Annotated in this window: 13 protein-coding genes; 8 read left to right on the forward strand and 5 right to left on the reverse strand. The window is 71.5% G+C overall.

Features of this window, described 5'->3' with window-relative positions; genetic code table 11:
- Positions 1 to 97: 97 nt before the first annotated feature.
- Positions 98 to 1321 carry a glycoside hydrolase family 10-like protein gene (locus tag NON19_RS15950; RefSeq protein ID WP_255928608.1) on the forward strand — a complete coding sequence of 408 codons (1224 nt, stop codon included), beginning with the start codon at positions 98 to 100 and terminating at the stop codon, positions 1319 to 1321.
- Between the two features lie 17 nt (positions 1322 to 1338).
- Here the strand turns inward: NON19_RS15950 and NON19_RS15955 are convergent, their stop codons facing one another.
- Together NON19_RS15955 and NON19_RS15960 are read right to left on the reverse strand one after the other, a co-directional pair.
- On the reverse strand, positions 1339 to 1539 hold the full coding sequence (locus NON19_RS15955; protein WP_255928610.1) for a DUF1918 domain-containing protein: 201 nt from the start codon (positions 1537 to 1539) through the stop codon (positions 1339 to 1341).
- Between the two features lie 79 nt (positions 1540 to 1618).
- Entirely contained in the window at positions 1619 to 2323 is a 705-nt protein-coding gene (locus NON19_RS15960) for a hypothetical protein (protein ID WP_255928612.1), read from the reverse strand.
- A 245-nt stretch (positions 2324 to 2568) separates the two neighbouring features.
- On the opposite strand from NON19_RS15960, the gene NON19_RS15965 reads away from it, so the two are divergent.
- A complete protein-coding gene (locus NON19_RS15965) occupies positions 2569 to 3120 on the forward strand; it encodes a DoxX family protein (RefSeq protein WP_255928614.1) in 552 nt (183 codons plus the stop codon).
- 116 nt (positions 3121 to 3236) lie between these two features.
- Positions 3237 to 5456, forward strand: coding sequence for an NADP-dependent isocitrate dehydrogenase (locus NON19_RS15970; RefSeq protein ID WP_255928616.1), 2220 nt, complete (start codon positions 3237 to 3239; stop codon positions 5454 to 5456).
- 78 nt (positions 5457 to 5534) lie between these two features.
- On the opposite strand, the gene NON19_RS15975 is transcribed toward NON19_RS15970, so the two are convergent.
- Complete coding sequence (locus tag NON19_RS15975; RefSeq protein WP_255928618.1) at positions 5535 to 6035, reverse strand: nucleotidyltransferase domain-containing protein; 501 nt, start codon at positions 6033 to 6035, stop codon at positions 5535 to 5537.
- Positions 6036 to 6212: 177 nt separating this feature from the next.
- Here NON19_RS15975 and argC point away from each other — a divergent pair, with 177 nt between their 5' ends.
- From argC to NON19_RS16000, 5 genes are all read left to right on the forward strand, one after another.
- On the forward strand, positions 6213 to 7241 hold the full coding sequence (gene argC / locus NON19_RS15980; protein WP_255928620.1) for an N-acetyl-gamma-glutamyl-phosphate reductase: 1029 nt from the start codon (positions 6213 to 6215) through the stop codon (positions 7239 to 7241).
- A gap of 465 nt (positions 7242 to 7706) precedes the next feature.
- Positions 7707 to 8858, forward strand: coding sequence for a bifunctional glutamate N-acetyltransferase/amino-acid acetyltransferase ArgJ (argJ, locus tag NON19_RS15985; RefSeq protein ID WP_255928622.1), 1152 nt, complete (start codon positions 7707 to 7709; stop codon positions 8856 to 8858).
- Complete coding sequence (argB, locus tag NON19_RS15990; protein ID WP_255928624.1) at positions 8855 to 9772, forward strand: acetylglutamate kinase; 918 nt, start codon at positions 8855 to 8857, stop codon at positions 9770 to 9772. The genes argJ and argB overlap by 4 nt, the downstream gene beginning before the upstream one ends.
- Entirely contained in the window at positions 9769 to 10962 is a 1194-nt protein-coding gene (locus NON19_RS15995; RefSeq protein ID WP_255928626.1) for an acetylornithine transaminase, read from the forward strand. Before argB ends, NON19_RS15995 begins: the two co-directional genes overlap by 4 nt.
- A gap of 5 nt (positions 10963 to 10967) precedes the next feature.
- Positions 10968 to 11498, forward strand: coding sequence for an arginine repressor (locus tag NON19_RS16000; protein ID WP_255928713.1), 531 nt, complete (start codon positions 10968 to 10970; stop codon positions 11496 to 11498).
- Positions 11499 to 11652: 154 nt separating this feature from the next.
- Here the strand turns inward: NON19_RS16000 and NON19_RS16005 are convergent, their stop codons facing one another.
- Together NON19_RS16005 and NON19_RS16010 are read right to left on the reverse strand one after the other, a co-directional pair.
- Positions 11653 to 12405, reverse strand: a complete 753-nt coding sequence (locus NON19_RS16005; RefSeq protein ID WP_255928714.1) for an FAD:protein FMN transferase — start codon at positions 12403 to 12405, stop codon at positions 11653 to 11655.
- Between the two features lie 31 nt (positions 12406 to 12436).
- Positions 12437 to 12988 (reverse strand): FMN-binding protein, encoded by a 552-nt coding sequence (locus tag NON19_RS16010; RefSeq protein ID WP_255928628.1) that lies wholly within the window; start codon positions 12986 to 12988, stop codon positions 12437 to 12439.
- Positions 12989 to 13002: the final 14 nt, after the last annotated feature.

A 13002-nucleotide genomic window follows, 5' to 3' on the forward strand; every position in this document is an offset into this window, starting at 1 on the left:
TAGCGGCGACGCGCCGTGCCCCGGACAGGGTTGCCCGCGAGTCCGCTCCACGCACATCATCGGAACATCCGAAACTGACGATGCGTCAGGGGGTGCGATGGGACCGCTCAGCCGGAGGGACTTCACCGCCGCGGCCGTGGGCGCCCTGGCCGGTGCGCTGACCTGCGGGAACGCTGAGGCACGGGAGCGGCTGCCGGAGCAGTTCCGCGGGATGTGGGTCGCCACGGTGGCCAACCTGGACTGGCCCTCGGCGCCTGGTCTCGGCGTACCGGAGCAGCAGGCCGAACTGCTGGCGCTACTCGACAGCGCGGTCGACCGACGGCTTAACGCGGTACTGCTCCAGGTGCGCCCGGCCGCCGACGCCTTCTGGCCGTCCCGCTACGAGCCGTGGTCGCGGTACCTCACCGGCACCCAGGGCCGCAACCCCGGCTGGGACCCACTCGACTACGCGGTGCGCGCGGCCCACCGCCGGAGCCTTGAGCTGCACGCCTGGTGCAACCCGTACCGGGTCTCGGCGCAGCCCGACCCCGGCGAGCTGGCGCCGGGGCATCCCGCGCGACGGCACCCCGACTGGGTGGTCGAGTACGGCGGTCAGCTCTACTACGACCCGGGCCTGCCCCGGGTACGGCACTTCGTACGGGAGGCGATGCTGGACGCGGTGCGCCGCTACCCGGTGGACGGCCTGCACTTCGACGACTACTTCTATCCGTATCCGGTCGCGGGCGAGGAGTTCGACGACACCGACGCGTACCAGGCGTACGGCAGCGGCTTCCCGGACCGCGCGTCCTGGCGGCGGCACAACACCGACCTGCTGGTGCGGGAGACCGCCGCGCGGATCAGGCGGGTGCGGCCGGGCGCGCGGTTCGGCATCAGCCCGTTCGGGGTGTGGCGCAACGATTCGGCGGATCCGCGTGGTTCGCGGACCTCGGCGGGGATCCAGAGCTATGACGACCTGTACGCCGACTCGCGCGGCTGGGTGCGCGAGGGCTGGCTGGACTACGTCTGCCCGCAGCTGTACTGGAACATCGGCCTGGCCGCCGCCGACTACGCCAAGCTGGTCCCCTGGTGGTCCGAGGTCGTGGACGGCACCGGCGTTCACCTCTACATCGGTGAGGCGCTCTACCGCCAGGGCGCACCCGGCCAGCCCGCCGCCTGGCAGGACCCCGGCGAGCTGAGCCGTCACCTCACCTTCGACCGGTCGTGGCCGCAGGTGCTGGGGAACGTCTACTTCTCCGCGAAGGACGTGGTCGCCGACCCCTCCGGCGCGATGGCCCGGGTGGTCGCCGACCACTATCCGACGCGGGCCAGGCCACCCCGTTGAGGCGGCTGGCCTCGGCCTCAGCTGGGCGGGGCCTTGATGGGCCGGATCACCGAGTCGGGACCGGGCGACATCAGGCACTCGTGTCCGTCGTCCTCGAACCGCACCCGGTAGGGAGGATCGCCCTTCTCGCCCAGCACCTCGATGATCTCGGCCATCCGATCGCCATGGCCCACGGTCCTGCCGTGCACCAGGATCTTGTCGCCTTTGTCCGCGTGCATAGCTGACCTCCCGGCCGGTGAAGAACTCCCTAGCGCGGATGGTGCCAAGTCTATTCGGGTACGGCCCGCACGCACCCGCTCAGCCGATGGGGTGCGGGGAGTCGCCCGCGAGCAGCAGCTGCGGCACCTGGCTGAACTTCCAGCCCTCGCCGTGCCGGTCGAAGACGTAGACGACGTCGAACCGGGAGCCCGGCCAGGTCGTCGGCGGCTTCGGAGTGACCGGTCCCAGGTGGGCGATGATCGCCGCGATGTTCTGGTGCTCCCAGGACACCAGCGTCGGCCCGGAGGCGGTACGCAGCGCGGCCGCCAGCGCGGCCTCCTGGCCCTTGGCGAACCGCAGGTCGAGCGAGGTGCCCAGGGCGGCGGCGAGCGGGGTCACCGTCTCCTTCGGGCGCTTGCTGGCGCCGCCGGAGGGGTCGGCGGCGAAGATCCGGGCCGGACGGGCCAGGCCGGGACGTACCGGCGCGGGGTGGCCGTCGCCGTCCCGTGGCGCGAACAGCCCGATCAGCGCGCCCGCCCGGGACCAGCCCTGGATGGTCAGCGACTTGTCGTCCCGCTCGCCGGTCTCGGTCACCCCGTACGGGGCTCCGGAGCCGGTGGGCTTCTCCGCGTGCCGGATGATCATGAGCCGGTCCGGTCCGCCGTCACCGGTCCTCGCCTCGGGCGCCGTGCTGACGGCGGGGTCCGTCCCGTGTCTGCCCTTCGCGCAGCCGCCCAGGGCCGGTGCGGCGGCGCCTGCCGCGAGGAGTCCGAGCATGGTGCGGCGCTGTATCCGGGATGTCACGCTGAAGGCCTTCCATCGTCCTGGTCCGCGCGGGGAGCCGCGGCACTCGGCCCCCATCGTGCCCCAAAGATCGCTCAACTCGGCCTGACTGGCCGCCTGTTGGTGGTCGTGTCTCACCATCCGGAACGCGCGTGCGGGTGCGTCCGGGGTGCGGCAAGAGGGCGGATTGAACACGGCGCCGGGTTCGTGTCGTACTCCATGGTGACGGCGGTCCGGTGAGGGTAGAGGTACAGAAGAGGCCCTCCATGAAGCGCAACGCACAGCGACTGAGTGTTCCCGAAGGGGAGGGGTCGGCTGCCCGCGGCAACGGGGCGGTGTCCGCCGCGGACTGCGGTCTGCTGCTGATCCGCGCCAGCGTCGGCCTGCTGCTGGCCGGGCACGGCGCCCAGAAGCTCTTCGGGATGTTCGGCGGCCACGGTCTGGCCGCCACCGGCAGGGGGTTCGCGGTCCTGGGGTACCGGCCCGGCACCCTGTACGCCGCCATCGGCGGCGCCTCGGAGTTCCTCGGCGGCCTTGGCCTGGCCCTGGGACTGTTCACGCCGTTGGCCGCCGCCGCGCTGATCGGCGTGATGATCAACGCCATGGTCAGCGTCACGGCCGCCCACGGTGTCTGGGAGACGCACGGCGGGCTGGAGTACAACGTGTGCATCGCGGCCGTCGCCCTCGCCATCGCCGCCATCGGTCCCGGCCGCATCGCCCTTGACCGACCGTTCCGCTGGGGCCGGGGCGGCTGGCGGGCGGGCGCGTTCGCGCTGGTGCTCGGCGGTCTGGGGTCCGCCGTCGTGCTCGCGGTCTAGGGGGCGCCGGGCGCTCGCCGCGGCGGCGGGAATGCGCGGGGGCCCTTTCCTGGCTGAGTCGATCACGGGATATCTTGATGTCAAGCAATGTGTGCAGACGTGGAGCGGAGCACCCGGTGACTGATTCGACCATCATCTACACCCACACCGACGAGGCCCCGGCCCTGGCGACGTATTCGTTCTTGCCTGTGGTCCAGGCGTACGCCTCGACGGCCGGGGTCAATGTCGAGACCCGTGACATCTCTCTGGCGGGGCGGATCATCGCCAGCTTCCCCGAGCGTCTTGAGGAGGGACAGCGGATCCCCGACGCCCTCGCCGAACTCGGCGAGCTGGCCAAGACCCCCGAGGCCAACATCATCAAGCTGCCGAACATCTCGGCCTCGATCCCGCAGCTGAAGGCGGCCATCGCCGAACTCCAGCAGAAGGGCTACGCGCTGCCGGACTACCCGGACGACCCGAAGACCGACGAGGAGCGCGAGATCCGCGCCCGCTACGACAAGGTCAAGGGCAGCGCCGTCAACCCCGTGCTGCGCGAGGGCAACTCCGATCGCCGGGCCCCGGCGTCGGTGAAGAACTACGCCAAGGCCCACCCGCACCGCATGGGCGCCTGGACGCCCGAGTCGAAGACGAACGTCGCCACCATGGGCGTCGACGACTTCCGCTCCACCGAGAAGTCCGCGGTCATCGCCGAGGACGGCGCGCTGCGCATCGAGCTGGCCGGGGACGACGGCACCACCACCGTGCTGCGCGAGTCGGTGCCGGTGCTCGCCGGTGAGGTGGTCGACGCGTCCGTCATGCGCGTCGCCGCGCTGCGCGAGTTCCTCAGCGAGCAGGTCGCCCGGGCCAAGGCGGAGGGCGTGCTGTTCTCCGTGCACCTGAAGGCCACCATGATGAAGGTCTCCGACCCGATCGTATTCGGCCACGTGGTGCGCGCCTTCTTCCCGAAGACGTTCGCCAAGTACGGCGAGGCGCTCGCCGCGGCCGGGCTCAGCCCGAACGACGGTCTCGGCGGCATCTTCAAGGGACTGGAGTCGCTGCCCGAGGGCGCCGAGATCAAGGCGTCCTTCGACGCCGAGCTGACCGAGGGCCCGGCCCTGGCGATGGTCGACTCCGACCGCGGCATCACCAACCTGCACGTCCCGAGCGACGTCATCGTCGACGCCTCCATGCCCGCCATGATCCGCACCTCCGGCCACATGTGGGGCCCGGACGGCCAGGAGGCGGACACCCTCGCGGTGCTCCCGGACAGCAGCTACGCCGGTGTCTACCAGGTCGTCATCGACGACTGCCGGGCCAACGGCGCCTTCGACCCCTCGACGATGGGCTCGGTGCCGAACGTCGGCCTGATGGCGCAGAAGGCGGAGGAGTACGGCAGCCACGACAAGACCTTCGAGATCCCCACCACCGGCACCGTGCGGGTGGTCGACGGCAACGGTGACGTGGTGCTCCAGCAGGTGGTCAGCGCCGGCGACATCTTCCGCATGTGCCAGACCAAGGACCTGCCGATCCAGGACTGGGTCAAGCTCGCCGTCACCCGCGCCCGCGCCACCGGCGACCCGGCCGTGTTCTGGCTGGACGAGAACCGGGCGCACGACGCGGTGCTGATCGAGAAGGTCAGGACCTACCTGGCCCAGCACGACACCGAGGGCCTGCGGATCGAGATCATGTCGCCGGTCGAGGCGACGAAGTTCTCCCTGGAGCGTATCCGCCGCGGTGAGAACACCATCTCGGTCACCGGCAACGTGCTGCGCGACTACCTGACCGACCTGTTCCCGATCCTGGAGCTGGGCACCAGCGCCAAGATGCTCTCGATCGTCCCGCTGATGGCGGGCGGCGGCCTGTTCGAGACGGGCGCGGGCGGCTCCGCGCCGAAGCACGTGCAGCAGCTGGTTAAGGAGAACTACCTGCGCTGGGACTCCCTCGGCGAGTTCTTCGCCCTGGTCCCGTCCCTGGAGCAGTACGCGAAGACCACCGGCAACGCCCGGGCCCAGGTGCTCGCGGACACCCTCGACCGGGCCACCGGCACCTTCCTCAACGAGAACAAGTCGCCCAGCCGCCGCCTCGGCGGCATCGACAACCGCGGCAGCCACTTCTACCTGGCCATGTACTGGGCCCAGGAGCTGGCCAAGCAGACCGACGACGCCGAGCTGGCGAAGGCGTTCGCCCCGCTCGCGGCGACGCTCACCGAGCAGGAGCAGGCCATCGTCGCCGAGCTGAACGCGGTGCAGGGTTCGCCCGCCGACATCGGCGGCTACTACCAGCCGGACGCCGCCAAGGCCTCCGCGGTCATGCGCCCGTCGGCCACCTTCAACGAGGCGCTGGCCAGCCTGCGTTGATCCACCCCGGCGGCCAACCCACCGCCGAATGCCCCCGTTCCGCCCCGACTGGCACCACCAGCCGGGGCGGCCGGGTTTCTACCGGCTGTACTCCTCGGGCAGTTCGACTCCCGTCGCGGCTGCCAGGCGTGCCATGTCCCGCCGGTCCTTTTCCGAGGGTTCATAACCGAGGTGGCACCGCACCTGCGTCGCGGCGTCGACGCACCGGACCGTCCGTCCGCCGATGGCCCCGATGGTCGGCGCCGGAAAGTGGAACCGCTCACCGTCGGCAAGGAGCTGGTACCCGCCAGCACGGGCCGTCCCGGTGACGGGATGCAGGTCGATCTCCCGGCCCGCGCCGTCGGCCACGGCCAGCGCGGTCGGCAGCCAGTCCCGCAGGACCCGCGTGAACCCGGCCTCGGCCAGGCAGGTGCGAACGACGTCGAGCTCGTCCAGCAGGACGACCAGGTCAAGATCCGAATGCGGTCGGGTCGTCTCGCCGACCAGGGCGTCCACACCCCAACCGCCATCCACCCAGGCCATCGCTCCCGCCCTCGCCAGCAGCTCCAGGACTTCGAGCACATCGGATTCACCCAGCACGGGAGCACTCTGGCAACAGTGCCACCACTGCCGCCACCGAAATCCGCTGACCAGCGACCACGCCAGGGCAGCGGCCCCGGTGGCCGAACCACACCTCGGCGCAGGCGCCCCTGGAGCCGTTATTGCATAAAAGTTCGCTGCACCGTATAGTCATGCCATTGGTTGAGGAGGGTTTCCATGGCGTTGCGGGTGGCGGTGGCGGGGGCCAGTGGGTACGCGGGGGGTGAGGTGCTGCGGCTGCTCTTGGGGCATCCCGAGGTGCGGATCGGGGCCGTCACCGGGAACTCCAACGCCGGGCAGCGGCTCGGGGCCGTGCAGCCGCATCTGGTGCCGCTCGCCGAGCGGGTGCTCGAAGACACCACGCCCGAGGTGCTCGCCGGGCATGACGTGGTCTTCCTCGCGCTGCCGCACGGGCAGTCCGCCGCCGTGGCGGAGCGGCTCGGGGACGGGACGCTGATCGTGGACTGCGGCGCGGACTTCCGGCTGAGGTCCGCCGCCGACTGGGAGAAGTTCTACGGCTCCGCGCACGCCGGTACCTGGCCGTACGGGCTGCCCGAACTGCCCGGCGGACGCGAGGCGTTGCGCGGCGCCCGGCGGATCGCCGTGCCGGGGTGCTACCCCACCGCCGTGTCGCTCGCGCTGTACCCCGCGTACGCCGCCGGGCTGGCCGAGCCCGAGGCCGTGGTGGTGGCCGCCTCCGGGACGTCCGGCGCGGGCAAGGCGCCCAAGCCGCACCTGCTGGGCAGCGAGGTGATGGGCTCGATGAGCCCGTACGGCGTCGGCGGCGTGCACCGGCACACCCCGGAGATGGCGCAGAACCTCTCCGCCGTGGCGGGCCACCCGGTGACCGTCTCGTTCACCCCGACCCTCGCCCCGATGCCGCGCGGCATCCTGGCCACCTGCAGCGCCAAGGCCACCCCGGGCGTGACCGCGCAGACGCTGCGCGCGGCGTACGAGAAGGCGCTGCGCGACGAGCCGTTCGTGCGTCTGCTGCCCGAGGGCCAGTGGCCGTCCACCGCGGCCGTCCACGGATCCAACTCCGCGCTGCTGCAGGTCGCCCACGACGAGACGGCCGACCGGATCATCGCCATCAGCGCCATCGACAACCTCACCAAGGGCACCGCGGGCGGCGCGGTGCAGAGCATGAACATCGCCCTCGGCCTCCCGGAGGAGCTGGGGCTTTCCACGATCGGAGTCGCACCGTGAGCGACGCACGCGAGGCCGCCGGGCCGCGGACGACGACAAACCGGAACCTTCGCCTCGCGGGCGGAGAAGCGAACGGAGCAGCACCGTGAGCGACGCACGCGAGGCCGCCGGGCCGCGGACGATGACAAACCGGAACCTTCGCCTCGCGGGCGGAGAAGCGAACGGAGCAGCACGGTGAGCGACGCACGCGAGGCCGCCGGGCCGCAGACGACGACAAACCGGAACCTTCGCCTCGCGGGCGGAGAAGCGAACGGAGCAGCACGGTGAGCGACGCACGCGAGGCCGCCGGGCCGCGGACGATGACAAACCGGAACCTTCGCCTCGCGGGCGGAGAAGCGAACGGAGCAGCACGGTGAGCGACGCACGCGAGGCCGCCGGGCCGCGGACGACGACAAACCGGAACCTTCGCCTCGCGGGCGACAGTGACATCAGCCGCTACCGCGGCGGAGTGAACGGAGTAGCACTGTGAGCGTCACCGCAGCAAAGGGATTCACCGCCGCGGGCATCGCGGCGGGGATCAAGGAGAACGGCAACCCCGACCTCGCCCTCGTCGTCAACAACGGACCCCGCCTGGCCGCCGCCGGTGTCTTCACCAGCAACCGTGTCAAGGCCGCGCCCGTGCTCTGGTCCCAGCAGGTGCTCAAGGGCGGCGCGGTCTCCGCCGTCGTCCTCAACTCCGGTGGCGCCAACGCCTGTACCGGGCCACTGGGCTTCCAGGACACCCACGCCACCGCCGAGAAGGCCGCCGAGGTCCTCGGGCTGAACGCCGGTGAGGTGGCCGTCGCCTCCACGGGGCTGATCGGTGTGCGGCTGCCGATGGACAAGCTGCTGCCGGGAGTTGAGAAGGCGGCCGGTGAACTCTCCGCGCACGGCGGGGAGAAGGCCGCCATCGCCATCAAGACCACCGACACCGTGCACAAGACGGCGGTGGTGGAAGGCGACGGCTGGACGGTCGGCGGAATGGCCAAGGGCGCGGGCATGCTCGCACCGGGCCTGGCCACCATGCTCGTCGTCCTCACCACCGACGCCGACGTGGACGCCCCCACCCTGGACAAGGCGCTGCGCGCCGCGACCCGTACCACCTTCGACCGGGTCGACTCCGACGGCTGCATGTCCACCAACGACACCGTGCTACTGCTGGCCTCCGGCGCCGCCGAAGTCACCCCGAACTACGGGGAGTTCGCCGCCGCCGTCGAACGGGTCTGCGCGGACCTCGCCCGGCAGCTGATCGGCGACGCGGAAGGAGCCTCCAAGGACATCCGCATCGAGGTGATCAACGCGGCGAGCGAGGACGACGCGGTCGAGGTCGGCCGGTCCATCGCCCGCAACAACCTGCTCAAGTGCGCCATCCACGGTGAGGACCCCAACTGGGGCCGGGTGCTCTCGGCGATCGGCACCACCTCCGCCGAGTTCGAGCCCGACGCGCTCAACGTCGCCATCAACGGCGTATGGGTGTGCAAGAACGGCTCGGTGGGCGAGGACCGGGAACTGGTCGACATGCGCTACCGCGAGGTGCACATCATCGCCGACCTGGCCGCGGGCGGCGACTCCGCCATCATCTGGGCCAACGACCTCACCGCCGACTACGTCCACGAGAACAGCGCCTACAGCTCATGACCACCCGCAAACACACCGCCCTGCCCAAGGCCCAGATCCTCATCGAGGCGCTGCCCTGGCTGACCCGCCACCACGGCAAGACGGTCGTCATCAAGTTCGGCGGAAACGCCATGGTGGACGAGGACCTGAAGGCCGCCTTCGCGCAGGACGTGGTCTTCCTACGGCATGCCGGACTGCGCCCTGTCGTGGTGCACGGCGGTGGCCCGCAGATCAGTGCCCAGCTCGAAAAGCTGGGCCTGACCTCGGAGTTCAAGGCCGGGCTGCGGGTCACCACACCGGAGACCATGGACGTGGTGCGGATGGTGCTCGCCGGTCAGGTGCAGCGCGAGCTGGTCGGACTGCTCAACCAGCACGGGCCGCTGGCCGTCGGCATGACCGGCGAGGACGCGCACACCATGAGCGCCGTCAAGCGGTACACCGAGATCGACGGTGAGCGGGTGGACCTCGGCCGGGTCGGCGATGTCACCGCGATCGACACCGGTGCCATCCAGGCGCTGCTGGACGACGGCCGGATCCCGGTCGTCTCCTCCATCGCCCGCAGCGCCGACCCCTCGGAAAAGGGTGGCCAGGTCTTCAACATCAACGCCGACACCGCCGCCGCCGCCCTCGCCGCCGCGTTGGGCGCCGAGACGCTGATGGTGCTCACCGACGTGGAGGGCCTGTACGCGGACTGGCCCAACAGCGACGACGTGATCAGCCAACTGACCGCCAGCGAACTGGAGAAGCTGCTGCCCGAGCTGGCCAGCGGCATGGTGCCCAAGATGGAGGGGTGCCTCTACGCGGTGCGCAACGGCGTCAACACCGCCCGGGTGATCGACGGACGGGTGCAGCACTCCATCCTGCTGGAGATCTTCACCGACGAGGGCATCGGCACCATGGTCGTGCCGGACGCGCCGCAAGGGGGACGGAAATGACGAACGCCGAGCTGACCCAGCGCTGGCAGGGCGCGCTGATGGACAACTACGGCACGCCACGGCTGCCGTTGGCCCGCGGCGCGGGCGCCCGGGTGTGGGACGCCGACGGCAGGGAGTACCTGGACTTCGTCGGCGGCATCGCGGTCAACGCCCTCGGCCACGCGCACCCCGCGATCGCCGCGGCCGTCGCCCGGCAGATGTCCCAACTCGGCCATGTCTCCAACCTGTTCATCGCCGAACCCCCGGTGGCGCTCGCCGAACGGCTGCTGGGGCTGTTCGAACGGCAGGGCCGGGTCTTCTTCTGCAACTCCGGTGCGGAGGCGGTCGAGGGGGCGTTCAAGATCGCCCGGCGGACCGGCCGTACCCATATGGTCGCGGCGCGCGGCGGCTTCCACGGCCGCACCATGGGCGCGCTGGCCCTCACCGGCCAGCCCGCCAAGCAGGACCCGTTCCGGCCGCTGCCCGGTGATGTCACGCATGTGCCGTACGGAGACGTCGAGGCGTTGCGCGCCGCGGTCACCGACCGGACCGCGGCCGTGTTCCTGGAGCCGATGCAGGGTGAGAACGGCGTCGTCGTACCGCCCGACGGCTATCTGGTCGCGGCCCGGGAGATCACCCGCGCCACCGGGACCCTGCTGGTGCTGGACGAGGTGCAGACCGGGATCGGCCGCACCGGCCACTGGTTCGCCCACCAGGCGCAGGGCGTCGAGCCCGATGTCGTCACGCTCGCCAAGGGCCTCGGCGGCGGGCTGCCGATCGGCGCCACCGTCGCCTTCGGGGACGCCGCGGACCTGCTGACGCCCGGCCAGCACGGCACGACGTTCGGCGGCAACCCGGTGGTGTGCGCGGCGGCGCTGGCGGTGCTCGACACCATCGAGGGCGAGGGGCTGCTCGAGCGGGTCAAGCGCACCGGGGAGCGGTTGCGGGACGGCGTCGAGGCGCTGGCGCATCCGCTGGTCGACCGGGTACGCGGTGCGGGACTGTTGATCGGTATCGTGCTCACAGAGCCCCTCGCCGCCGAGGTGCAGCAGGCGGCTCAGGACGCCGGATTCCTGGTGAACGCCGCGGTACCCGACACGGTACGGCTCGCCCCTCCGCTGATCATCGGGGAGGAGGAGGCGGACGCGTTCCTCCGGGCGCTGCCCGGTGTCCTCGAGGTGGCTTACGGGGTACGACGATCCGGAGAATGAACGACATGACCGAGGCGCAGCAGGGCGGCGGGCCGGCCGTACCGCAGACCCGCACCGCGCGGCACCGCAGGATCGTGGACATCCTGAACCGGGAGCCGGTGCGGTCGCAGAGCCAACTCGCCAAGATGCTGGCCGACGACGGTCTGAACGTCACCCAGGCGACGCTCTCCCGCGACCTGGACGAACTGGGCGCGGTCAAGATCCGCAACACCGCTGGTGAACTGATCTACGCGGTGCCGTCGGAGGGCGGGTTCCGTACCCCGATGGCACCGCTGGGCGAGTCGGTGAAGGAGGAGCGGATGGCCCGGCTGGCCGGTGAACTGCTGATCTCCGCGGAGGCCTCCGCCAACCTCGTGGTACTGCGCACGCCGCCCGGCGCCGCTCAGTTCCTGGCCTCGGCGATCGACCAGGCCGAGGTGCACGACATCCTGGGCACCATCGCGGGCGACGACACGGTGCTGCTGATCAGCCGTGATCCGGTCGGCGGCCAGGCCCTGGCGGACCATCTGCTCCGCCTCGCGCAACGCGACCGGTAGCTCCCGGTCCCCGCCGCGGGGGTCGCTCGCCGTCGCGGCGGGTGAAGAGATGCCGCTATGGCGGGGGTTCTTACGGCTGCCGTTGTAGCGGCTGTACTTCCCTCCGCCGGGACGGCGAGCAACCACAAACGGCGTGGACCGGCGGTGTTCCAACTCACCGGATTCCAAGGGCAGTTCGCGCCGCAGACGTCCGGGCGAACCCGGACGTCTGCCACGTCTCGCCGTCGCCGCCCACGGCGAACCCTTCGGCGTCCGGGACCGCCTCAAGCCACCGCCGCGCCGTGGCGCCCATCGCGAACGCCGCCGTGGCCCAGGCGTCCGCGTCGGTCAGCGAGCGGGTCACCACCGTCACCGAGACGGCCGCGCCGAGTGGTGGCCGCCCGGTGTGCGGGTCCAGCACATGGTGGCCGCGCTCCGCCGTACCGGAGGTGGCCACCGCCAGTTCCCCGGCGCCCTCGACCACCGTGGCCAACGCGTCCCGCCGCAGTGGATCGGTGACGCCCACCCGCCAGCGGCGGCCGGGCTCCGGCTCGCCGAGCAACTGAACGTCGCCGCCGCCGTTGACGCACACCCCGTACGCCCCCGCGTCGGCGATCATGCGCGCGGCGCGCTCCACCGCCCAGCCCTTGACCAGGCCCGTGGGGTCCAGACCGCCCGCGTACCCGGCGCTGAACCAGCCGCCGGTCCGCTCCCGCGCCCGCTCGCACAGCCGAAGCACCTCGGCCACCACCGGGTCGCACTCCGCGAGGGCGAGTCCGCCGCGGGCGAGCCGGGACAACTGGCTGTCCGGGCGGTACTTGGAGAACACCGCGTCCGCGGTGTGCAGCGAGGCCACGGCCGCCTCGACCGCGCGGGGCACCGCGAGACCGCCGCCGTACGTGACGTCGAACGAGAAGACCGTGCCCATGGCCTCCTCGACGTGCCGCAACCGCTGACGCTCAGCCACCGGCCCGGTCCAACGCGCTCTGCAGCGACTGGCTGTAGCCCGCGCTGGTGTAACTCGCCCCGGACACCGCGTCGATGTGCGCGCTCTGCGCGGCGATCGCCTCACGGGTCAACTGGGGTATCGAATACGAGGCGATCTCCTCGCTACGCGGGTTGCCCGAGGGGGACTGCAAGGCGGTGACGCCGGTGATCCGTCCGCCCACGAGGGTCACCCGAACCTGCACCGGGCCGTAGTCGGTCTGCACCGTGTCGCCGGTGACCGTCTGCGTGCGCTGGGGGCTGCTCGTCCTCGGCGTGCCGTTCGCCTTCGCCCCGCCGCTTGCCTTCGACCCGCCGCCGTTCGCCTTCGACCCGCCGCTTGCCTTCGACCCGCCGCCGCTTGCCTTCGGCGCGCTGCTCGACGGCGGCTGGGAGCTGGCCGGGACGGCGGCGTGCGCCAGCGCCGGGGCCGGTGCGGAGTGCGGTTTGAGGGCGAGCAGCAGCACGATCCCGGAGACCGTCGCGGCGGTGCCGAGCATGATGCGGCGCAGTGGTTTCCTGGTCAACTTCGGTACTCCGG

It is taken from the genome of Streptantibioticus rubrisoli (genome assembly GCF_024436055.1).
Lineage (GTDB): Bacteria > Actinomycetota > Actinomycetes > Streptomycetales > Streptomycetaceae > Streptantibioticus_A > Streptantibioticus_A rubrisoli.

Coding starts and splice junctions, on each gene's coding strand:
- NON19_RS15950 (WP_255928608.1), top strand. CDS start 98: ATGGGACCGCTCAGCCGGAGGGACTTCACCGCCGCGGCCGTGGGCGCC.
- NON19_RS15955 (WP_255928610.1), bottom strand. CDS start 1,539: ATGCACGCGGACAAAGGCGACAAGATCCTGGTGCACGGCAGGACCGTG.
- NON19_RS15965 (WP_255928614.1), top strand. CDS start 2,569: ATGAAGCGCAACGCACAGCGACTGAGTGTTCCCGAAGGGGAGGGGTCG.
- argC (WP_255928620.1), top strand. CDS start 6,213: ATGGCGTTGCGGGTGGCGGTGGCGGGGGCCAGTGGGTACGCGGGGGGT.
- argB (WP_255928624.1), top strand. CDS start 8,855: ATGACCACCCGCAAACACACCGCCCTGCCCAAGGCCCAGATCCTCATC.
- NON19_RS15995 (WP_255928626.1), top strand. CDS start 9,769: ATGACGAACGCCGAGCTGACCCAGCGCTGGCAGGGCGCGCTGATGGAC.
- NON19_RS16000 (WP_255928713.1), top strand. CDS start 10,968: ATGACCGAGGCGCAGCAGGGCGGCGGGCCGGCCGTACCGCAGACCCGC.
- NON19_RS16005 (WP_255928714.1), bottom strand. CDS start 12,405: ATGGGCACGGTCTTCTCGTTCGACGTCACGTACGGCGGCGGTCTCGCG.